20 protein-coding genes are annotated in these 20315 nt (G+C 56.0%); 10 read left to right on the top strand and 10 right to left on the bottom strand.

Features of this window, described 5'->3' with window-relative positions:
• Nucleotides 1–61 precede the first annotated feature (61 nt).
• From ACIQ20_RS05260 to ACIQ20_RS05245, 4 genes are read left to right on the top strand one after another with little or no spacing between them, the layout of a single operon-like run.
• Nucleotides 62–1477, top strand: coding sequence for a Mur ligase family protein (locus tag ACIQ20_RS05260; RefSeq protein ID WP_395778072.1), 1416 nt, complete (start codon nt 62–64; stop codon nt 1475–1477).
• The gene (locus ACIQ20_RS05255) at nt 1474–2121 is read left to right on the top strand and encodes a LysE family translocator (RefSeq protein WP_395778070.1); all 648 of its coding nucleotides are present in this window, start codon (nt 1474–1476) and stop codon (nt 2119–2121) included. The genes ACIQ20_RS05260 and ACIQ20_RS05255 overlap by 4 nt, the downstream gene beginning before the upstream one ends.
• A 49-nt stretch (nt 2122–2170) precedes the next feature.
• The gene (locus ACIQ20_RS05250) at nt 2171–2713 is read left to right on the top strand and encodes a TetR family transcriptional regulator (protein WP_395778068.1); all 543 of its coding nucleotides are present in this window, start codon (nt 2171–2173) and stop codon (nt 2711–2713) included.
• 14 nt (nt 2714–2727) lie between these two features.
• The gene (locus tag ACIQ20_RS05245) at nt 2728–3504 is read left to right on the top strand and encodes an SDR family oxidoreductase (RefSeq protein WP_395778066.1); all 777 of its coding nucleotides are present in this window, start codon (nt 2728–2730) and stop codon (nt 3502–3504) included.
• A 9-nt stretch (nt 3505–3513) separates the two neighbouring features.
• On the opposite strand, the gene ACIQ20_RS05240 is transcribed toward ACIQ20_RS05245, so the two are convergent.
• Nucleotides 3514–4011 (bottom strand): hypothetical protein, encoded by a 498-nt coding sequence (locus ACIQ20_RS05240; protein WP_395778064.1) that lies wholly within the window; start codon nt 4009–4011, stop codon nt 3514–3516.
• A 92-nt stretch (nt 4012–4103) separates the two neighbouring features.
• Here ACIQ20_RS05240 and ACIQ20_RS05235 point away from each other — a divergent pair, with 92 nt between their 5' ends.
• The 3 genes from ACIQ20_RS05235 to ACIQ20_RS05225 all read left to right on the top strand — a co-directional run bounded on the left by ACIQ20_RS05235 (nt 4104) and on the right by ACIQ20_RS05225 (nt 8790).
• Nucleotides 4104–5903 (top strand): cation:proton antiporter, encoded by a 1800-nt coding sequence (locus ACIQ20_RS05235; RefSeq protein WP_395778109.1) that lies wholly within the window; start codon nt 4104–4106, stop codon nt 5901–5903.
• Between the two features lie 95 nt (nt 5904–5998).
• A complete protein-coding gene (gene carA, locus ACIQ20_RS05230; RefSeq protein ID WP_395778062.1) occupies nt 5999–7195 on the top strand; it encodes a glutamine-hydrolyzing carbamoyl-phosphate synthase small subunit in 1197 nt (398 codons plus the stop codon).
• A 47-nt stretch (nt 7196–7242) separates the two neighbouring features.
• Complete coding sequence (locus tag ACIQ20_RS05225) at nt 7243–8790, top strand: ABC transporter substrate-binding protein (RefSeq protein ID WP_395778060.1); 1548 nt, start codon at nt 7243–7245, stop codon at nt 8788–8790.
• A 19-nt stretch (nt 8791–8809) separates the two neighbouring features.
• On the opposite strand, the gene ACIQ20_RS05220 is transcribed toward ACIQ20_RS05225, so the two are convergent.
• The gene (locus ACIQ20_RS05220; protein ID WP_395778058.1) at nt 8810–10093 is read right to left on the bottom strand and encodes a dicarboxylate/amino acid:cation symporter; all 1284 of its coding nucleotides are present in this window, start codon (nt 10091–10093) and stop codon (nt 8810–8812) included.
• 314 nt (nt 10094–10407) lie between these two features.
• Here ACIQ20_RS05220 and ACIQ20_RS05215 point away from each other — a divergent pair, with 314 nt between their 5' ends.
• The gene (locus ACIQ20_RS05215; protein WP_395778056.1) at nt 10408–11676 is read left to right on the top strand and encodes a dicarboxylate/amino acid:cation symporter; all 1269 of its coding nucleotides are present in this window, start codon (nt 10408–10410) and stop codon (nt 11674–11676) included.
• 16 nt (nt 11677–11692) lie between these two features.
• On the opposite strand, the gene rph is transcribed toward ACIQ20_RS05215, so the two are convergent.
• The 3 genes from rph to ACIQ20_RS05200 are packed head-to-tail and all read right to left on the bottom strand — an operon-like array spanning nt 11693 to nt 13585.
• The gene (gene rph / locus ACIQ20_RS05210) at nt 11693–12409 is read right to left on the bottom strand and encodes a ribonuclease PH (RefSeq protein ID WP_395778106.1); all 717 of its coding nucleotides are present in this window, start codon (nt 12407–12409) and stop codon (nt 11693–11695) included.
• Entirely contained in the window at nt 12409–13002 is a 594-nt protein-coding gene (gene rimM, locus ACIQ20_RS05205) for a ribosome maturation factor RimM (RefSeq protein WP_395778054.1), read from the bottom strand. The genes rph and rimM overlap by 1 nt, the downstream gene beginning before the upstream one ends.
• The gene (locus ACIQ20_RS05200; RefSeq protein ID WP_346381081.1) at nt 12995–13585 is read right to left on the bottom strand and encodes an ATP-dependent Clp protease proteolytic subunit; all 591 of its coding nucleotides are present in this window, start codon (nt 13583–13585) and stop codon (nt 12995–12997) included. The genes rimM and ACIQ20_RS05200 overlap by 8 nt, the downstream gene beginning before the upstream one ends.
• A 186-nt stretch (nt 13586–13771) precedes the next feature.
• On the opposite strand from ACIQ20_RS05200, the gene ACIQ20_RS05195 reads away from it, so the two are divergent.
• Nucleotides 13772–14644 (top strand): dienelactone hydrolase family protein, encoded by an 873-nt coding sequence (locus ACIQ20_RS05195; RefSeq protein ID WP_395778051.1) that lies wholly within the window; start codon nt 13772–13774, stop codon nt 14642–14644.
• On the opposite strand, the gene ACIQ20_RS05190 is transcribed toward ACIQ20_RS05195, so the two are convergent.
• Genes ACIQ20_RS05190 through ACIQ20_RS05175 form a run of 4 tightly spaced genes read right to left on the bottom strand, consistent with a single transcriptional unit; the run spans nt 14641 to nt 18844 of the window.
• A complete protein-coding gene (locus ACIQ20_RS05190) occupies nt 14641–16263 on the bottom strand; it encodes an alpha-glucosidase (protein WP_395778049.1) in 1623 nt (540 codons plus the stop codon). The two genes, ACIQ20_RS05195 and ACIQ20_RS05190, sit on opposite strands and share 4 nt — an antisense overlap.
• Nucleotides 16264–16869: a Smr/MutS family protein gene (locus tag ACIQ20_RS05185; RefSeq protein WP_395778047.1), complete on the bottom strand. Its 606-nt coding sequence runs from the start codon at nt 16867–16869 to the stop codon at nt 16264–16266.
• 2 nt (nt 16870–16871) lie between these two features.
• The gene (locus ACIQ20_RS05180; RefSeq protein WP_395778045.1) at nt 16872–18224 is read right to left on the bottom strand and encodes a murein transglycosylase A; all 1353 of its coding nucleotides are present in this window, start codon (nt 18222–18224) and stop codon (nt 16872–16874) included.
• A 2-nt stretch (nt 18225–18226) separates the two neighbouring features.
• The gene (locus tag ACIQ20_RS05175) at nt 18227–18844 is read right to left on the bottom strand and encodes a Tim44/TimA family putative adaptor protein (protein WP_395778043.1); all 618 of its coding nucleotides are present in this window, start codon (nt 18842–18844) and stop codon (nt 18227–18229) included.
• Between the two features lie 136 nt (nt 18845–18980).
• Here ACIQ20_RS05175 and secB point away from each other — a divergent pair, with 136 nt between their 5' ends.
• Nucleotides 18981–19481: a protein-export chaperone SecB gene (gene secB, locus ACIQ20_RS05170; RefSeq protein ID WP_395778041.1), complete on the top strand. Its 501-nt coding sequence runs from the start codon at nt 18981–18983 to the stop codon at nt 19479–19481.
• A gap of 86 nt (nt 19482–19567) precedes the next feature.
• On the opposite strand, the gene dnaQ is transcribed toward secB, so the two are convergent.
• A complete protein-coding gene (dnaQ, locus tag ACIQ20_RS05165; RefSeq protein ID WP_395778039.1) occupies nt 19568–20314 on the bottom strand; it encodes a DNA polymerase III subunit epsilon in 747 nt (248 codons plus the stop codon).
• Nucleotide 20315: the final 1 nt, after the last annotated feature.

Below are 20315 nucleotides of genomic sequence, written 5' to 3'. Positions count from 1 at the left end.
GTCCAGCAAGACCTGCGAACCCAGACGTGACGACCCCGAAAAGCCGCGCTAAAGGGTGAAAATGAACATTTATTTCCTAGGAATCGGTGGAGCTGGCGTCAGCGCTTTAGCCAGCGTCTTGCAGTCGCAAGGCCATCAAGTCACCGGGTCTGACGAAGGGGTTTTCCCGCCTGTTTCGACCTATCTCGACCACGCGGGCATTGTTTATGCCAAACGCTTTGATGTGGCCAATCTGCCAGAGAAAATCGACGTCGCTGTCGTGGGCACGACCGCCAAGATGGACCCAGCAACAAATCCGGAATTGGCAGAACTACAGGCGCGCGGCGTGCCGTGCTATAATTTTGCAACTTATCTTGGCCAATTCACGCAAGACCGCGAAAATCTGATCGTAGCGGGCAGCTTTGGCAAAAGCTCGTTGACGGCACTGGTCGCCTTCTTGCTGCGTCACGCGGGCCAAGATCCGGGCTGGTTCATCGGCGCGATCCCGCTCGACTTGCCAAAAACCGGCCACGCCGGAACAGACCCGCTCTTTATCATGGAAGGCGACGAGTATATCGTCAGCCTGCAGGATCGGCGCAGCAAGTTCGAACTCTATAACCCCAACCACATTCTGATTTCTTCCATCGTGCACGATCACATCAATATGTTCCCGACGATGGAAAGCTATGAAGCCCCGTTTGCAAAATTGTTTGCCGCCCTGCCACCCGAAGGCCTTCTCGTCGCCTGTCACACGTATGAACCTGTCCGCCGCCTTATCGGTGACAGACCCGCCGTCTGGTATGGCTTGAAGCCAAACCCCGACTATTTTGCAGAAAACATCGCGATTGGCGAAGTCACGAGCTTTGACCTTGTTTGCCCCGGTGGCAGAAGGATATCGCTAGAAACGGAACTATTGGGACTCCATAATATAGAGAACCTTATTGGGGGTGCCGCCTTTGTGCTGGAGCGCGGGATGATGTCCGCCACCCAAGTCCAAGCCGCTGTGCGCGCGTTTCGAGGGGTTGCGCGACGGCTTGATAAAAAGACACGCACGTCCGCAGTCCCAGCCTATGAGGGCTTTGGCTCGTCTTATGAAAAGGCCCGGTCGGCAATCGACGCGATCCGCCTGCATTTCCCAAACCGGCCCTTGGTTGTGGTGTTCGAGCCCCATACCTTCTCTTGGCGTAATCAAGATGCGCTGAGTTGGTATGATCACGTCTTTGAAGGCTGTGATCAGGTCCATATTCTGCCGCCGCCCAAAATCGGTGCCACAAGCCAGAGCCAATTGACTCTGTCAGAAATTCTCGACCGGGTGGATGCTGCAGGGGTTTCAGCACAAGGCATCGAAGACACGCAGGCGTTTCTCAACCAGATGCCAGCCAATCTTGGGGGAGACGAGGTTATCCTCCTACTCTCTTCCGGCCCGCTCGATGGCTTGGCAGACACGCTACCCAATCGCCTCGACACGCTATTCGGGGACCGGTCTGACAATCGATGAACCTAGACCATTTGCCCGTTGACCCTCACGCTTATGCCTCTTTCCTGCTAATCATGGCAGGGATGGCCGCAACGCCCGGCCCTGCAAACTTGTTTGCCTTAGCAACCGGCTTAGCAAAAGGCCCGCGTGCTGGCCTTTGGGGCGTGTTCGGAATGAACGTTGCTTCATTAGTTTGGTTTGTTTTTGCCGCATTGGGCTTAGGTGTGCTGATGCGGTTGTATCCGTCGGCATTTTCGATGCTGGCTATTCTGGGAGGGCTTTATCTGGCCTGGCTTGGACTTAAAGCTCTCCGGGCAGCCCTCTCCAAGGAAACACAAGGCTTCCAGCTTGCCGGCCAAGCGGCGGGCAGCCACCCGTTCAAAGACGGGTTCCTGGTGCAAATCAGCAATCCAAAAGCCTTACTCTTCTTTACAGCCGTTTTGCCGCCCTTCATTGATCCCCCACGTGACACCGTGCCGCAACTTGCCATGTTTGCTGCAGGAACCGTCCTATTTGACACATTGACCATGTCCATGTTTGCGCTGGCAGGGGGGCTGATGTCGCGCCAGTTTGCGCAAGCCCGCTTTGCACGCCTCTTCTCTGCTATCGTCGGGGTCCTGCTCCTCAGCACGGCCACCCTTATGCTCCTCAGAACAATGGATTGATCACCAGAACAAACCACGCCATTGAATATTTTTTCATTGAGAGGTGGCTATGGCCAAGAGACGTTCCCCGGAACCGATATCTGCCATCGAAGATCGGCTTTTACGCGCGTCGGTAGCGCTAGGTGATAACCTCGACAGTGTCTCATTGCCCGAGCTGGCGGCCGCTGCCAACATCGCGGTTGGTACGCTCTACCGCATCGCGCCATCCAAATCTGCCCTCGCAGAAATCTTGGATGCGCGGGCGCGCGCCCTTTTTGAGCGCCACGTGTTTGCGCCATTTCCAGCGCGCCTCAGTCTTCAACAGCGCTTTCATTTGATGTGGACACGGCTTGCCGACTTTGCCGTCCAAGAGCCAGACATTGCCGCCTATCTGGCCCGCAAGCCCATGGGCCCTGAAAGCGCCTTCATCAAAGCCAGCGCGATCTTTGCGCGTGATGGTGCTGTAACTGGGCAACTCAAAACCTTGAGCGGCGAAGAATTGGCGGCAATCGTCTGGGGACCGCTGTCTGCCCTCTTGCGCAACCATGCCTGTTCGGTGGAAAGTCTAAAACAACTCGAACAAGCGGCTTGGGATGGTCTACGCCGCACATAATCAGGGAGACGAACATGACAGGACGTATGGCCGGGAAAATGGCCTTGATCACCGGGGCCGCCCAAGGATTAGGCGCAGCGATTGCCACCATGTATGCCAAAGAAGGTGCCAAAGTCGTGGTAACCGACATCAATGGAGCAGGGGCGGATGCAACGGCTGCCGCCATCAACGCGCTTTATCCTGGCCACGCCACCTCTTTCCAACAAGACGTCTGCTCTGAGCCACGCTGGATCGAGATCGTGAACGCAGCGCATGACGCGATGGGCGGATTGAATGTTTTGGTCAATAATGCCGGCATTGGCAGCTTGGGCTCAGTTGAAAGCGAGACTTTTGAAAACTGGAAGAAAGTTATGGCGGTCGATGTCGATTCGGTCTTCCTCGGTTGTAAGTATGCGCTCGGCGTCATGAAGCCGTACGGGCCAGGTGCTATTGTCAATATTTCATCGATTGCAGGCCTGATCGCTTCGGCCAATTATGCCGCCTATAACGCGGCTAAGGCCGCCGTTTGGTTGCTGACCAAGTCGGTCGCCTTACATTGTGCCCGCAAAGTACCCGGCTTCCGCTGCAATTCCATCCACCCGACCTTTATCAAGACGCCAATCCTTGACGGGATGGCAGGCCTGGTTGGTTCACAGGAAGAGGCTTATGCAAAATTGGCGCGGCAAGTCCCACTGGGGCGCTTGGGTGAGCCTGACGATATTGCCTATGCAGCCGTTTATCTGGCCAGCGATGAAAGCAAGTTTGTGACCGGCGCAGAGCTGAAAGTCGATGGTGGCATTTCCGCCATGTAGGACGTTGGTTCAGCGGACAATCACAGACAGCAAAACAACATGCGCAATGCCGGGGCCGACCACGCGGTCGGTCACGGCCTGCATGCGCTGGCCCAAAATCTGGGTATCGGGCACCCGGCCCGGAATGAAGAAGCTATTGACAAATTCTTGCGCGACACCGCGCCACGCGGCACGCAGGGCAGGGGTGGCGGCTTGTACAGGCTCGCGTTTAGGCATCGCACTCACCACAATACCCATATCAATCTGCATGATTCCCACCGAACGAAACTGCCGCATAATAGTGGCTGTGATTTGATTTGAACCAAGGAAGCCGGCTTCATTGCCGCCACCTTTTGGAACAGGCTTCGCCGCACGCGCTTCAGTAGCGCCCAGAACAGCCGTAGAAGCCAGTCCGAAGCTTGCGGCCACAGCTGCCTTTACAAGCGCCCGTCTGGATTTTTCACAAGCCGCTTGCGCTTCCAGAGTGGTGCAAGGGGGCCCGCTTAGGTCTTGATGCGAATCAGTCATGGACAGGATTTTCAAGCAAACGCGTTAAAGAAACGTGGCAATTCAAGCCGGGCTGCATTAGCATTCATGCAGGAGGATTTGATTTGGCAGGTATGGTGGACATGGCGGCGTTTAAAGAGCCGATCATTATTCTAACGGCCGCAGCTATTGTGGTCCCCTTGTTCCATCGGTTCAAAATCAGCCCGGTTCTCGGATTTATCCTGTGCGGCATCTTACTGGGCCCTTCCGGCTTAGGCGGCCTCGCTATTCAAGATCCCTGGCTCAACGCTTTTACGATCCAAGACCGCGCTTCCATCGCCATGATGGCCGAAATGGGCATCGTATTTTTGCTATTTGCGATCGGCCTTGAACTTTCGTTTGAGCGTCTGAACATGATGCGCAAAGTGGTGTTTGGTTTAGGTTCTCTGCAACTTGGCCTCTCTGCACTTGCAATATTTTCTGTCTGCTACTTCTTTCTGGGCACCACAGCGACAGGCGCTGCTGTAATCGGCCTTGCCCTTTCTTTGTCCTCAACGGCTGTTGTCCTACAAACCTTGGCCGAACAAAAACGCCTGACCAGTCCCACCGGCCGCGGAGCCTTCGGCATTTTGCTGTTCCAAGACTTAGCCGTCGTGCCTGTACTATTTGCGGTTTCTATGTTGGCACCCGACAGAATGGGTCTGGGCCTCGGAGGGCTGGTGCAAAGTTTGGCTGTCGCCGTCTTGGCAGTTGCACTGACCATAATCATTGGACGCATCGTGTTACGGCCTTTGTTTCGCCAGGCAGCTCGAACCCGCAGCCCAGAAATATTCATGGCCGCCTGCCTTTTAGTTGTAATCGCCACCGCTCTCGGCAGTGCGGCGGCAGGTTTATCGATGGCCCTTGGTGCATTCTTGGCGGGGCTACTTTTGGCCGAAACCGAATACCGCCGCGAAGTTGAAACGACGATTGAGCCCTTCAAGGGTCTCTTGCTAGGTGTGTTTCTAGTCTCCGTCGGCATGAGTGTGGATATCGGCAAGGTGTCAGAACGGCCGCTTGAGATTGCCGGTGCGATTATCGGCCTGATCGCCGTCAAAGCAGCTGTGGTCACCGCCCTTGGCCCCAGTTTTGGAATCAAGCGCCCGGCAGCGCTGAAAGCGGGCTTGATCTTGGGGCCGGGCGGAGAATTTGCCTTTGTGGTTCTGGGCCTTGCGACCAGTCTGTCCGTCCTGCCAGCCGAACAAGCGGATTTTGCGCTGCTCGTCGCGGCAATCACCATGTGCTTGATCCCACTTCTGGGACGCTATGGCATACAGAGTGCCAATAGCAAGTTGCCCATCGAAGCAGAGGAACTCGACCTGGCCCAGCAGGCCAGCCAGACCGATAACCCGCATGTAATCGTTGCCGGTTATGGGCGTGTTGGCGCGGTGGTAGTCGAGCTACTGGCGGAGCAAAAGATCCCTTATCTCGCCGTGGATTCCGATATTGAACGGGTGAGGCGCGCGCGGAAGACCGGGAAAAAGGTCTATCTCGGCGATGCTTCACGCGGTGAGTTTCTGCGCGCGTGCGGGATTGAGCGGGCTCGCGCCCTCGTTGTCACGATGGACGGGGGCTCCGCAGTCGACCAAGTTGTCACCGCAGCCCACCTTGAGCAACCAAACCTGCCGATTGTAGCGCGAAGCCGTGACGCTGCTCATGCGGTCCATTTGTATAGCTTGGGCGTGCGCGAAGCCGTCCCTGAAACCCTAGAGGCCAGTCTGCAGGTTGGGGAAGCCATCTTGGTCGAAGCCGGTGTGCCGATGGGCAATATTCTGGTCGCCATTCATGAAAAGCGCGCCAACATGCGCGCCTCACTTCTCGAGGCATCCACCTCTGCCACGCCGTCAGAACGAATGCGGGTCTTGCGAGACCAACATCTCAAGGAAAACTCCTAAGAACCGCATGCATCGCTATATGGACCTTGCTGCCTTCCTGATTTGACCTTGCGCGCTCACAAGCTTAACAGCAACAAAATCCCGGGAGCACCACCTTGACCTTTGCGCAAGATCACGCGCTCGCTTTCGCGCGCCAACCCACCGCCGCCCTAGTTCTGGCTGATGGTACTGTTTTTTGGGGCCACGGCTGTGGCGCAATTGGCGAAGCCGTCGCCGAAGTTTGTTTCAATACGGCGATGTCGGGTTATCAGGAAATTCTGACTGACCCGTCCTATGCGGGTCAGATCATTGCCTTCACCGCGCCGCATATTGGCAACACCGGCACAAATAGCGAGGATGAAGAAGATGCTTCGCCCCCTGCTGCTTTTGGTGCACGCGGTGCAATTATGCGCGCAGAGATCACGCGGCCATCAAACTGGCGGTCAGAAGTTTCGCTAGATGCTTGGTTGAAATTGAAAAACATCATTGGCTTGACCGGGATTGATACCCGCGCGCTGACCCGGCGCATCCGCGAGCACGGCATGCCACACGGCGTGATTGTCCATGCACCAGACGGCCAATTTGACGTGGCAGCCTTGGCTGCAAAGGCTAGCGCTTGGTCGGGCCTTGAGGGATTAGATCTTGCAAAAGACGTAACTTGCGAAGCCCCTTACACGTTTGATGGCACACAATGGGTGTGGCCGGCCGGAACCGGCACCTCCGATACCCAAGAAGACTTGAACGTCGTCGTGCTGGACTTTGGCGTAAAAGAAAACATCTTGCGCTGCCTTGGCTCCACTGGTGCAAAAATCCAAGTGATGCCCGCCCACACACGCGCAGAAGACGTGCTTGCGCACAATCCAAACGGTGTCCTTTTGTCGAACGGCCCGGGTGATCCAGCCGCAACCGGTACATATGCGGTTGAGACCATTCAAAAAATTATTGCGGCTAAAGTGCCTGTGTTTGGCATCTGCCTGGGCCACCAAATGCTAGGCCTCGCCTTAGGTGCAAAAACCGTAAAAATGGCGCAAGGCCATCACGGCGCAAACCATCCAGTACAAGACCTTTCGACGGGCAAGGTTGAAATCGTATCCATGAACCACGGTTTTGCCGTAGATCGTGAAAGTCTGCCCGACGGTGTCATAGAAACCCACGTATCGCTGTTCGATGGGTCCAATTGCGGGATCGCGCTGGCCGACCAACCCGTCTTCTCGGTGCAATATCACCCTGAGGCCAGCCCCGGGCCAAAGGACAGCTTCTATTTGTTTGAGCGGTTTAGGGACGCCATGCGTGCACATAAACAGGCGCAATGACGCGCTTGTGCACTTGACGTCGGCTGAATGGGCGGCATTGTCAGACTATGAGCCAGATCAATCGCCGCACCCTGCTTTCAAGCTTCGCTATCGTTCCAGCCCTTTCGGGCCTCTCGGCCTGCGGGAAAGGGGCTGCCCCTGCCGATATCCTGCGGGTGGGATTAGGTGGCGGACCCGATTCCTTGGACCCTCTGAAGGCCGAGTTTGCTGCCGCGGCCCTCTTGTTCCGGCAATTCTATATGCCTGTTGTCGGCTATGGGCCGAAAGGTGGACCGACACAGGGCTTTGCGACTTCCTGGACACCCAGCAACAACAATAAGACTTGGACCTTCGAAATCGCGCAAGGCCTGACTTGGTCAGACGGTAAGGCCATTGATTCCAAAGATATTCTCGACAGTTTGCGCCTAGGTGCCGACAAAAAGACCGCCTATGCTGACGCGTCAGAGCTTTATATGATTAAGGGCTATCGTGATTGCGTCGTGGACGGGAAAGACCCGACAACGATTGGGGTGTCAGCGCCTAGCCCCACCAGCCTCGTGGTCGAATTGGACGTTTCTGACGCGGCCTTTTGGAGCCGGATGCAGGAATTCTATCCTGTGCCAATGCACACAATGGCCGCCCACGGCGACAAATGGACAGAGCTCGACAAGATTGTTGTCTCCGGCCCTTATAAGCCCGTCGAACGCTCGCAAACACGCTTGGTTTTCGACAAAAACCCTCAAGGTGGCTGGGTTGAAGGTATGCCCGGTCGGATAAGCGTTGAGGCCATCGAGGATTCTTCGACCCGCCTGCGCATGTTCCAATCGGGTGACTTGGATCTGGCGCAAGACCCACCCTTGTTACGCGCTGCTGATTTCGCCAAGGAATTTGGTACGCAATACCAACGCTTCGAGGCCCCACGCCTTGTTTACATGAGCTTCAATACGAAAAAGCCCCAATTCCAAGACGCCGATGTTCGACGGGCTTTAGCTATGGGATTCGACCGCAGTGTCATTGCTAACGCCGTCATGCGCGGATCGGTTGAGCCCGCGGGACGATATGTGCGCGATCAAGCCCAGCCAAAATATGACCCAGAAGGTGCTCGTGCCATTCTCAGCGCCAAGGGCTTCAGCCCCACCAATCCGCTGCGGTTTGAGCTTTTGGTCACCAAAGACGACCGTGAGCGTGCGGCCATCCAGATGGTCGATATGTGGAAACAAATCGGCGTTGAAGCGACGATGTTTGCCGCTGACTCCAGTGCCATTGTCTCCCGCCTCAATGGGTTTGACTTTGAGGCTGCCATTGTCCGCATTGATAAGGGCATGAAGTCCGACGCGATTGACCTCATGGCTTCCTGGGGGGAAGGGGGGACAGCCTATTCCCACCAGTGGAAGGACCCAGCCTTCAATCAAGCGCTATCGGATGCGCGTGCCGAAAGTGAACCGTCGGCTCGATTGGCGAAAACCTTGGCGGCCGAAGATATCCTGATGAAAGCCTGCCCGGTCACCGGAGTTTGGTTCTTCCCATCATCGTGGCTGGTCAGCGAGCGTGTCACAGGTGGGATCGAAGGCATCGCCCCCATAATTTGGCCGAGCTTGAAGCTGACCAAGGGCTAAAAAGTACTGACCAGCGCGGTTAGGCTGAACGCGCTTCAGGCAAGTAATTGGCTTTATAGGCCTCGACATCCAACTCGCCTTCCCACTTGGCGACAGCTACGGCAGCCGCACTGTCGCCCAGCACGTTCACAACGGTGCGCATCATGTCCATGATCCGGTCCGCGCCCAGAATGATCGCAATCACCTCGATCGGTACACCCGCAATTCCCAGAACCAGCGGGATAAAGACGATTGAACCACCAGGGATGCCCGCTGCCCCAATCGCGCCAAGCGACGCGGCGATCACAATGCCAACCAGCTGGCCATTGTCCAAAGGAATGCCGAACAATTGTGCGCCAAAGATCGTGACGATGCAGATATACATAGCCGTCCCATCCATATTGACTGTCGCACCCATGGACGACACAAACGCACTCATCCGGCGGGAAATACCGAGCTTCTCGATCATACAGCGCATGGTGACAGGCAAGGTCGCATTTGAGGATGACGTTGAATAGGCCACGGCCATGGCTTCTGCCATGCCCTTAAAGAACGGCAGAATCGGCAAACCCAATACAAATTTGATAAAGCCGCCATAGACGACGAACCCATAAATGAAGCAGCCAAGATAGACGGTTCCAATCAGGGCGGCGAGTTTCACCAGCGCATCTGCGCCCATCAGAGCCACCGCCCACGCCATCAAGGCAAACGCCCCAATAGGCGCTAGCTCCATGATATAAGTGACCAATTTTGTCAGGGCGTGTGCGGCACCATCTAAGACGTCGGCCACAGGCTTTGCGGCTTCCCGGGCACCCAACACACCAATGCCCAACAAAATGGCAAACACGATCACACTCAGCATATCGCCGTCAGCCAAGGCCTCTACAGGATTGGCCGGAATAAACATGGCCAGAATGTCCGCACCCGTCGGCGGTGGCTTTACAGGGGGGGCAGACAATCCCGCCGGGGCATCAATGCCAGCCCCCGGCTGCAGCAGCATGGCCAAACCAACACCCAAGCAGGCAGCCAATAGACCTGACGGGATGTAAAGGGCGGCGATCCGCGCACCGGACTTTCCCAATCGGCTCAAGTCGCCAATCGCCACCACTGCCGCGGCCACCGAAACAAATATCAGCGGGACCGAAAGCATCCGGATTAAACGGATAAAGGCGTCACCAATCAGCTTCAGCGCGGCCGACCAGGCCTCACCATCAATTAGTCCATCCAGAAAGCCATCAGCTCGGATCCCAAAACCCAAAATGACTCCCAAAACCATGCCGACAAGAATACGCAACCATAAGGGTTGTTGAAACAGAGCGGTCATAGGGGTCCAAACGGCTGAAGGCCAAGAAAAGGCCGGGCTATTGGCGATGTTGCACAGCCAGATCCGCAATAGGGTCAATTCATCGTGAGGACTTTAGGCCAATGCGAATACGAATGCGCCTTAACCTGCTCATGTTAGGCACAATTTCTGCGCTCATATCCATAAGACGGCTATTAAGGCTTCACAACAAGTTGAATGAAGCATAAGTCTAGTCCCAAAGTCGCACGGGGGTGGACCACAGTTTGTTGGCAACGAGAGGAGGTATTCAAACCTCTTGTCCGATTGTGCGTCCGGATTAGAAACAGGGCTAAGGCATGAACAAGCATTTCACAGTTTTTATTCTGGCCGCCATGGTTCTAGGGATCGCGGTCGGTGCCGCTATTTTCGAGTTTGTTCCCAAAGAAGGCCAATTGGTCTGGGCGGACAATTTTAAGATTGTGACCGACATTTTCTTGCGTTTGATCAAGATGATCATCGCACCCTTGGTGTTCGCGACCTTGGTTGCCGGTATCGCCCACATTGGGGACACTACAACTTTGGGCCGCGTCGGTATCAAGACGATGGCGTGGTTCCTTGCTGCCTCGCTGGTTTCTCTGACCTTAGGGGCCGTGATTGCCAGCGTCTTGCATCCTGGCGTCGGGCTCAATCTGCCAATCCCGCCAGCTGATGCCGTCAGCGATATCAAGCCCTCAGCGCTGACCTTGAAAGATTTCATCATCCATTTGGTGCCGAAATCCATCGTCGAAGCCATGGCGAATAATGAAATCTTGCAGATCGTGGTGTTCTCGATCTTCTTTGGCGTCGCCGTCACGGCAATGGGCGAAGAAGGCAAGCCCTTGGCTGACCTTGCTGACAAGGTCTCACACGCCATGTTGAAGCTAACCGGCTATGTGATGTCGCTTGCGCCGTTCGCGGTGTTTGCCGCTGTTGCGGCCGTTATCGCGACCAAGGGTTTAGCCGTTTTGGGCACGTATGCCTCGTTTATCGGTGGCTTCTACTTGGCATTGGTGATATTGTGGGGTCTTCTCCTATTGGCAGGCTTTGTCGTCATCGGTCCTGCGATTGGCAATTTGATCGCCCGCATCCGCGAACCCACCTTGCTGGCTTTCTCTACCGCTTCGTCTGAAGCAGCCTATCCCAAAACGATGGAGCAATTGGAGAAGTTTGGCGTGTCGCGCCGGATCGCCAGTTTTGTGCTGCCTCTGGGCTATTCGTTCAATCTTGATGGCTCGATGATGTATTGCACCTTCGCGACACTGTTCATCGCCCAAGCCTATGGCATTGTCCTGACCGTGCCGCAGATCGCGACCATGTTGCTTTTGCTGATGGTGACCTCCAAGGGCATGGCCGGCGTGCCGCGGGCCTCGCTCGTTGTGATTGCGGCGACGCTTTCCTTCTTCAAAATTCCCGAAGCCGGGATTTTGCTGATCCTGGCCGTCGATCACTTCTTGGATATGGGCCGCTCCGCCACCAACGTCATCGGCAACTCCATCGCCACTGCCGTCGTGGCTAAGTGGGAAGGCGATCTGACCGATGATGAGCTGTTGGCCGACCAAAAGGCCGGGATCAAAAACCAAAGCTAAGATTTAATGGCCCAGTTTAAAGGCCCAGTGCTTGACGCTGGGCCTCAAACAAATCCTCACAGCCAGACTTTGCGAGTGAAAGAAGCACGTGCAGTTCGGCTTCGGTGAAGGGCCGTTCTTCACCGGTTGCCTGAACTTCAACAAGGCCAAGGCCTTCGGCCAGAACAAAGTTCGCATCAGCCTCTGCGTTTGAATCCTCGGGATAATCCAGATCAAGCACAGGCACGCCTTGATAAATGCCACATGATACAGCCGCCACTTGCGCGCGGATCGGCTCCTCAGTGATCAGGCCTTCTGTCTTCAGATAGAGGCAAGCTTGCTTCAACGCGACCCAAGCGCCCGTCAGCGCGGCTGTGCGCGTGCCGCCATCGGCCTGAATAACATCGCAATCAATGGTGATTTGACGTTCCCCCAAAGCGAGTAAATCGACCACAGAACGAAGCCCGCGCCCGATCAGACGCTGAATCTCCTGCGTACGGCCCGACTGTTTACCCGAAGCAGCTTCTCGGCGACCACGCGTATGTGTCGCACGCGGCAGCATGCCATATTCAGCCGTCACCCAGCCACGTTTTTGCCCACGCAGCCAGCCCGGTAGGCTCTCTTCCAAGGAAGCCGTGACGAGCACATGCGTGTTGCCGAACTTTGCAAGGCACGAGCCCTCGGCATAGCGAGACACACCGGCCTCAAGGCTCAACGGGCGCAATTGATCGGCTGTACGGCCAGAAGGACGGATCATGTGGTGGGGCCTTTCGGTGGCTTTTTCGACGATTTTGGGTGAGTAGGGGGTGGGGGTGCCTCTTCGGGAACGTCGCCGACCATGGGGATCAGGCCAAGCGGGACCTCGCCAATCAGTTTCTTTCCCGGCAAATCAACAATCGGGACCAAGGCCTTTGTAAAGGGCAAGAACCAGCTGGCCTTGGCACCTGGCGTCGCCTCGATCTCAAGAAGATCTTGTGGGCCGGGGATGACCGCGCGAACACGGCCCAGATCTGCCCCGTCCAAAGCCTCCAGCCGCAGCCCAATCAGATCGACGTGGTAGAATTCGTCTTCTTCAGCTTCTGGAAGTCGATCCCGGGGCACGAATAGCTTGGTATTGCGCAAAGCCATCGCGGCTTCCCGCGTTGGCACTTCCTTCGCCGTCACCACAATGCCATCCTTAATCGGCCGCCACGACTGAATGGACAAAATGATTTGCCCCTCTTCATTACAAAAAGGGGCATAATCTACAATCGCTTCTGGGTCTGCAGTAAAGCTGCGCAGACGTATTTCTCCGCGCACCCCAAAGGCACCGGCGATAGCGCCCACCAATACGTAAGACTTAGCCAATATCGGTGCGCTTGGTGACAATCTTGCCAACGAGGCCATAGGCCACGGCTTCTTCTGCGCTCATCCAGTAATCGCGATCGGTATCCGCTTTAATCTTTTCGATGGGCTGACCGGTTGCATCCGCAAAGATGGCGTTGAGACGTTCGCGCATACGGATGATTTCACGGGCTTGGATCTCAATATCCGACACCATGCCACCGACTCCACCGCGTGGTTCATGCAGCAAAAAGCGGGTATTGGGCAAGCAGAAGCGGCGCTCACGTTCAGCCGCCGCATAAATCAATGCGCCAGCCGAAGCGACCCAACCTGAGCCCAAAACATTTACCGGCGCTGACACGAACTTGATCATATCATGGATCATGTCGCCGCTTTCCACATGACCACCTGGTGAAGAGATGATCAGAAGGATTGGCTGATCGGAATCGCCCGAGAGCGCTAGCAGGCGTTCGCAAACCCGCTGAGCCAGTTTGTCGTCAACGCCACCGGTGAGTAGAATGGTGCGGCTGTCGAAGAGCGCCTTTTCTACAATGGCTGGGGCTGGATTTCCCGCTTTGCTTTCGTCTTCTTCGTCCATGCGAAACATGCTTATAGGCTCCTCGTTCACTCGCTCTTTCCGACACGCTTTTGTTGATTTGGTCAACCTAGCGGCAGCCACAGCGCTGTTATCGTCTGCTCTAAGTGGTAAAGCCTGATGGAATATGAAAGAGCGTGCAATGTACTTGACGCACCTAGGCAAAGGTGAAACCCAAAGACGTAGGAGTATCTAGCCATGAACCTGACCCGCCCTGAAGGCCCCGACGCCACCGTAACTTTGTCCCGACGCGGCCTGACAGGCGCGATGGGTTTCGCAGGCTTCGCCGCAGCCATTCGTCCGGTGCATGCAGCCGCCATTTCCACGCCTTCAGATGACTTAGTGTCGGAAATGATCACCTTACCCTCGCAGGGGTTCGACCTGCCCGCTTTTGTTTCCCGCCCACAGGCGAAGGGACGTAAACCGGTGGTCATCGTGGTCAGCGAGATTTTCGGCCTGCATGAGTATATTCGCGATGTGTGCCGCCGCTTTGCCCGTCTAGGCTATGTTGCTATCGCGCCATCCTTCTTTGCCCGTGCAGGTGATCCAGCTCCCCTGACTGACTTTACCAAGATCATGCCGATCGTGAATGCCGCCAATAATGCCCAGGTCATGGGCGATATCGAGGCCACCATCGCGTGGTTGGACCAGCAGAAATTCGTCAAAAGTGATGCCATTGGAATCACCGGCTTTTGCTGGGGCGGGGCCGTGGTCTGGATGGCCAGCGCTCTGACCCCCAGGATCAAAGCGGGTGTTGCTTGGTACGGTCGCTTGACCCCGCGCGATGGGTCAACCGATCCGCGCAAATGGCCAATGGATGTGGCAGGAGAGCTGAAGAGCCCAGTTCTTGGCCTCTATGCCGAAAATGATGGCGGCATTCCGCTCAGCAGTGTGGAAGCGATGAAGGCCGCCCTAGACAAGGCCGGCAATCGTCAAAGCCGCTTTATCATCTACCCAGGCACCCAACATGGTTTCCACGCCGATTACCGGCCGCAATATCAAGAAACTGCCGCCAAGCAAGGCTGGGATGAATTGCTCGCTTGGTTTGCCGCCAACGGCGTGAAGCCCTAGGCCCAGATTTGGGTCTCCCAAGGACCCATTTGAGTTTGGCTGACGTCCCCAGAACTGTTTAGGCAAGTCCGCTCAGACAGAATCTGCGTGACGGCCTCTGGCAGCGCACGCGTTTCGCCGATCAGATTCACACAAACCAAACCGCGCGCGCCACGCCGATAGACAAACAAGCTCTCATGGTCGGGCAATAAATCCTCATAGGCTCCAAATACCCAGGTCTGTGGATCCCTCGACCGGAGTTCTAACAAGTCCCGGTAAAAGGCCCAGACTGAATGGCTATTGGTCTGCTGGCTGGCCAAGTCCACCCCACCGCGATTAGGCGTCGGCTTTAGCCAAGGTGTTCCCACGCTAAACCCGCCTTCTGGTGTCCAAGGATAGGGTGTACGGGCATGATCGCGCGTCATGGCGACCGCCTTGGCTAAGGCCTCTGCTTCGGTATGGCCCTTTGACCGGGCGAGTCGATATGTCGTTTTTGCCCACACATCGTCTAATTCCTCGACCGCGGTGATTGTCGTATCGCCCAAGCCTAATTCGTCACCTTGATAGATGAAGGGCGTGGCGCGTTGCAGCAGATACGTGGCAGCCAGAGCCTTTGCGACCAGATTAGGGTCCGCATTTGCATCCCCAAAGCGGGCGATCAAGCGCCGGAGGTCATGATTACCGACCACACAGGAATTCCACCCATCTTGTCCAATGCCCTTATCCCACCGATCAAAGACAGACTTGAACCAGACCCGATCCCAATCCTTGCCCTGCCGTGAACCAGTATGGTCCACAAAATCAAAATGATAGATCATATGCAACATAGGGTCAGCTGGATTGACGATGGCCGCAGCGCGCTCTGGATTGAGGCCCGGACCCTCGCCAATCGCCACGCAATCATAAAGGTCAAACACCTCTCGCCGCATGTCACGCAGCCATTCATGCAAGCGTGGCCCGCCTGCCAACATATCGTAAAGCGGCATGGGCCTAGGATCTGGCGCATCGGGTAGGCCTGGTGGCTTTGATATGACCGTCACCACGTCAAGGCGGAAACCACTGACGCCCTTGTCCAACCAGAACCGCATCGCGCCATAGATTTCCTCGCGAACAGCAGGGTTTTCCCAGTTCAGGTCCGCCTGGGTCTTATCAAACAGATGCAGATAACAGCCGTCATCGCCATCAGGCTTTGACCAAGCGGGGCCACCGAATATGGATTGCCAATTATTGGGTTCATCCCGCCAAATGTAATAGTCGCGGTATGGTCCGGATGGATCGGACAGGGCCGCTTGAAACCATGGGTGATCAATCGAGGTGTGATTAAGCGCAATGTCGAGCACGATCTTGAGGTCTAAGCGCTTGGCTTCAGCCAGCAACGCTTCAAAATCCGCTAGGGTGCCAAACAAGGGGTCAATCTCGCGATAGCCTGACATATCGTAGCCATTATCAACCATAGGCGAGCGGAAAACAGGTGACATCCAGACAATGCCGGCACCTAAGGCTTTGATCGCGCTTAGACCCTGCGTAATCCCGGCCAAATCGCCCATTCCGTCGCCATTGGCATCGCAGTAGGAGCGCGGATAAATTTGGTAGACAGAGCGGGTCTTCCACCAAGTCTCGTCGGGCTTATGGCCGCTCATTTAAGTATCCTTCAGCGCTTTCAACAGAACATAATAGGCCCCGCTTCCTCCGTGGCGAGGGTGGGCAGAGGCATATTCCGATACATGTTCACGGATTCCCGGCCCACTCAACCATTCGGGCAGGCGACGACGGATAACGCCGGGTTGAGGGGTCAAATAATCTTCACCGACTTCGATGGCACGACCCTTGCCAGTAACAACCAATACACACCGCGCGCCGCTTCCGCGCATCCGCACCAAAAAGCCAGCGAGGGCTGTTTGTGCCTCTACTTGTCGATAGCCGTGTAGATCAATCGAGCCATCGATATCCAGCTTCCCACGTCGCACTTTTTTGTGCCCTGAGGCGTCCGAAACCAACGACGCCGGTCTCACTTCAGCCTTTGGAGCTGGTGGCGCAGGAACGTATCGTGCCGCCTTGGCCCGCTTGAGTGCTAGGTGGGGCAGTTCTGGGGCGGGCTTTTTCGCTATTTCCGGGACTGGAGCAGGGGTCGGCGCAGTATCCTCGAGCGCTAAATTGGGCTTTTGGTGACCATAGGTACGAACTGTCCGGGCAACCCGGTGCCACAGCTTAGCTTCATCCGGCATCAAATCCCGACGCCGGCTCATCCTTAACGGACCGAAGCGGCGGCGGTGGGGGTTAGGCCTTTTGGCAAAAGAACCCAAAACCGCACGTCATGATTGATCCGCCCCGCCCGCAAACCTGCCTCTGGCCCTGTGCCCCAATAAAGATCACCCCGGATCGGGCCGCGGATCGCACCGCCAGTGTCTTGAGCCACTGCCAAGCGTCGCAGACTAACATCGGCTGAAAGCGCGACACGCGGCGCATCCGCTGCCAGAAAGATGGGCACGCCATAGGCATGATAACTTGTATCCACAGCGAGAGAGCCATTGGCCTCAAGGGCCGCCTGTTGACCACCCTTGGGGCCAACGCTTAGATCCTTGATCGGTTCTAGTTGGAAAAAGACGGTGCGCGGATTGGCATTCAAAACTTCCCGCGCTTCTTTGGGTGCGGCGGTCTTGAACCAGGTTTTGATCGCATCCATCGAGGCACCGTTGACGGGCAGGGCCCCCCGGCGGATCAATTCTTGCGCGTTTGAGCCAAAACGATGCCCATTGTGCGCCGCAAATGCAGCGCGAACCTGGCTGCCATCATCAAATTGCAAGCGGCCAGAGCCTTGAACCTGCAGCGATAAAACTTCAGCCGGCTCACCCCACGCCAAGACTGGCGCTGTGGATTGCGAGATCTGGGCACGCGACCAATATGGCACGACTTTCCCCCGATCCATCCGAGCAACGATGGAGCGATTGCGCAGGGTGGGGTCGAACTGGCCAAGATCAATCTCAAATAGATCGGCAGGTCTGCTTTGGATCGGTTCGGAATAAACAGGCGTCTTCACGCGGGAGGCTGCCATGATCGGCTCATAATAGCCTGTTAGACGACCAACCTCTGTCGTCTCAGTGGCGACACGCCAGACCTGAAACTGGCCTTCCCAAAAGCTGCGATCCTCAAGGCTTGGGTCCTCTGCCAAGGCGCAAACCCCCGTCCAATCGCCAACGCGGCCCGAATAGGTTGCTACTGCCGACAACAGCTGATCTTTAGGTCTGGCCTGAGTAATCGCACAGGAACGAATGAGCGCGCGGCGGGCAGCGCCTACATCCGTCTCTGCCCAATTAGGCAAACTCTCGAACGCAGCGGACCTAAACTGCAGCGGCACGATATCAACCGGTGGCGGAGGCGCTGCCGACACGCTGGGCGGCGCAACAGCTGGTCGCAGCGGGGTAATTGGCGCTGCAACAGCGGGTGCCGGGGTCGGCACAGGCGTTACGACAGGTGTCGGTGCCGGTTGCGGCACTGGCGCGGGTGCCGGTGTGGGTGTGGGTGTCGGTGCCACCGTGGCACAAGCCGAGAGTAAGACCGACATCAAGCATGATGTGGTCAACAAAGAATACATGCGGCGCATGATTAGGCGGTCCGGACCGCGCTCAGAAGCCAGTTTGGATCGCGGGCATCAACGGCACGTTCAAACGTCCAAACTTCATCAGCGGCGCGTAGGCCATCCCCACCATCGGCCAAGTCAGATGAGAAGGCCACGTCAATACGTGCGATTTTACCATCTAATTCGGCATCTACGATCTTTGCATCGCTCAACCGAATAACCTCGATCTTGGCGGCACCGGCTGTCCGCCGCTCATCCATCGAGGTCTTGTAAGCTTCAAACACGTCGGCATCGACCAAATCTTTCAAGGTCTGTTCATCGCCAGCGCCATAGGCCGTTACGATCATTTCATAAGCAGACTTCGCGCCCTCCAGAAAGGTTTCGGTTCTAAACCCGCGTTGGGCCGCCCCAATTGCTTTTAGGCCAGCTGCGCCAGGGCCATCATATTCCCGCACAGGGAAGGTCAAAACCTTACCGCCATCGTCGGCAGTCTCGTCGCCATCCGCCTTTTCAGCAGGCGTCTCGGGCATGCCAAATCTGGGCTGTCGCATCGGAGGTGGCTCTGCACCACGATTTTGGCCAAGCACTTGATACAAACGGCCAAGTACGAGAGCTGCCACAACGGCGAAGAAGACTATTTCCATGGTTTTCGATCCGGTCCCGCTTGGTTTTAAATGGCGGTCATACACTCATATAGGGTGCAATGACGCGTAAGTCAGCCACTTGGTTGCCGTAAAGGGCTGTTGCGTGCTAGCCACCACAGCTTCTGGAGATCAAGACATGACAGATGATACGGCCTCTGCGCCACTGGAAAACGGTTCTTTAGCGAATGATGGGGCGGAAACTGCCCCTTCGGTCCGTGTTTTAGCCCAATATGTAAAGGATTTTTCGTTTGAAAATCCAAATGCGCCTAACTCGCTGCGGGAAGGCACCCAGCCAAAAATCGATCTTCAATTAGACGTGAGCGCTCGGGCGATGGATGAATCCGGGGTCTTTGAAGTTGATTTGAAGATCAATGCACGCAGCGACCGCGAAGGCCAAACCCAATTCATCATTGAATTGGTCTATTCGGGTCTATTCCAATTCGCCAACGTTCCAGGCGATGCTTTGGAGCCTCTCTTGTTGGCGGAATGCCCGAAGATCCTCTTCCCATTCGCCCGTCAATTGATTGCTAACAACAGCCAAGCCGGCGGCTATCCACCTTTGATGTTGGATCCAATGGATTTTGGTGCGCTCTATGCCACCCAGCGTGTTGAGCGTACAGGCGGTCAGCCTTCCTAAAGAACCGCGCAACTTTGATCCAGTCAGATCAAAACGCGCTGAAATAAAAAACGCGCAACTTTGATCCAGTCAGATCAAAACGCGCTCTAGGCTGATTGTTGTCCACGATCGGTAAGGAACTTGTTCCAAACAGCTTCCTTACCGAGTGTGGCGACAAAAGCGCGATGCGCCTCCATCTCTTCCAGCGTGGACAAAGGCCCTAAGACTTGGGGACGCTTGCGCTTGGGCAAGCTGCTTTTGGCTTCCAAAACGCCTTCCGACGTTTGGATCTCGGTCTGAGCCGCCTCGGCAGGGTCGAGAAAATCGAGACGCCTTTCCCGGCCTCCCTTGAGCTCGAGATAAACAGCCGCCAGCAATTGGGAGTCCAAAAGGGCCCCATGCTTGTCGCGTGCCGTCAAATCAATATTCAACCGCCGACACAAGGCGTCCAAAGATGCGGGTGCACCGGGATATTTCTTGCGCGCAATCAATAAAGTATCGACGCAGCGTTCCTTTGGAATAAGCGACAACCCAAGCCGCCCAAGCTCTGCATTCAAGAACCTGCGGTCAAACTCAGCATTATGGGCGACAAGCGGGGCATCGCCGATAAACGCCAACAATTCTTCAACCACTTCCGAGGCACCGAACACCGGCTTGTCAGAGAGAAAGTCGCCCGTTAGGCCATGAACTCTCACCACTTCAGCCGGCACGTCGCGTTCGGGATTAATATAGCGGTGAAAGGTCGCGCCAGTCGGCACCAGGTCGATTAATTCGACACAGCCGATTTCAACAATCCGGTCGCCCCTATCAGGGTCGGTCCCGGTCGTTTCGGTATCAAAAACGATTTCACGCATC

This window comes from Aquidulcibacter sp. (assembly GCF_044346625.1).
In the GTDB taxonomy this organism is placed as follows: Bacteria; Pseudomonadota; Alphaproteobacteria; order Caulobacterales; family Aquidulcibacteraceae; genus Aquidulcibacter.
Note: the sequence above shows the minus strand (reverse complement) of the source record. Positions and strands in the feature narration are given on the sequence as shown.

Excerpts from the sequence above, each read along its gene's own strand:
- ACIQ20_RS05235 (WP_395778109.1), top strand. The coding sequence starts at position 4,104 with ATGGTGGACATGGCGGCGTTTAAAGAGCCGATCATTATTCTAACGGCC.
- ACIQ20_RS05190 (WP_395778049.1), bottom strand. The coding sequence starts at position 16,263 with ATGAGCGGCCATAAGCCCGACGAGACTTGGTGGAAGACCCGCTCTGTC.
- ACIQ20_RS05195 (WP_395778051.1), top strand. The coding sequence starts at position 13,772 with ATGAACCTGACCCGCCCTGAAGGCCCCGACGCCACCGTAACTTTGTCC.
- ACIQ20_RS05175 (WP_395778043.1), bottom strand. The coding sequence starts at position 18,844 with ATGGAAATAGTCTTCTTCGCCGTTGTGGCAGCTCTCGTACTTGGCCGT.
- secB (WP_395778041.1), top strand. The coding sequence starts at position 18,981 with ATGACAGATGATACGGCCTCTGCGCCACTGGAAAACGGTTCTTTAGCG.
- ACIQ20_RS05250 (WP_395778068.1), top strand. The coding sequence starts at position 2,171 with ATGGCCAAGAGACGTTCCCCGGAACCGATATCTGCCATCGAAGATCGG.
- ACIQ20_RS05225 (WP_395778060.1), top strand. The coding sequence starts at position 7,243 with ATGAGCCAGATCAATCGCCGCACCCTGCTTTCAAGCTTCGCTATCGTT.
- ACIQ20_RS05215 (WP_395778056.1), top strand. The coding sequence starts at position 10,408 with ATGAACAAGCATTTCACAGTTTTTATTCTGGCCGCCATGGTTCTAGGG.
- ACIQ20_RS05185 (WP_395778047.1), bottom strand. The coding sequence starts at position 16,869 with ATGAGCCGGCGTCGGGATTTGATGCCGGATGAAGCTAAGCTGTGGCAC.
- ACIQ20_RS05245 (WP_395778066.1), top strand. The coding sequence starts at position 2,728 with ATGACAGGACGTATGGCCGGGAAAATGGCCTTGATCACCGGGGCCGCC.
- dnaQ (WP_395778039.1), bottom strand. The coding sequence starts at position 20,314 with ATGCGTGAAATCGTTTTTGATACCGAAACGACCGGGACCGACCCTGAT.
- ACIQ20_RS05220 (WP_395778058.1), bottom strand. The coding sequence starts at position 10,093 with ATGACCGCTCTGTTTCAACAACCCTTATGGTTGCGTATTCTTGTCGGC.
- ACIQ20_RS05180 (WP_395778045.1), bottom strand. The coding sequence starts at position 18,224 with ATGCGCCGCATGTATTCTTTGTTGACCACATCATGCTTGATGTCGGTC.
- ACIQ20_RS05240 (WP_395778064.1), bottom strand. The coding sequence starts at position 4,011 with ATGACTGATTCGCATCAAGACCTAAGCGGGCCCCCTTGCACCACTCTG.
- ACIQ20_RS05260 (WP_395778072.1), top strand. The coding sequence starts at position 62 with ATGAACATTTATTTCCTAGGAATCGGTGGAGCTGGCGTCAGCGCTTTA.
- ACIQ20_RS05255 (WP_395778070.1), top strand. The coding sequence starts at position 1,474 with ATGAACCTAGACCATTTGCCCGTTGACCCTCACGCTTATGCCTCTTTC.
- ACIQ20_RS05200 (WP_346381081.1), bottom strand. The coding sequence starts at position 13,585 with ATGTTTCGCATGGACGAAGAAGACGAAAGCAAAGCGGGAAATCCAGCC.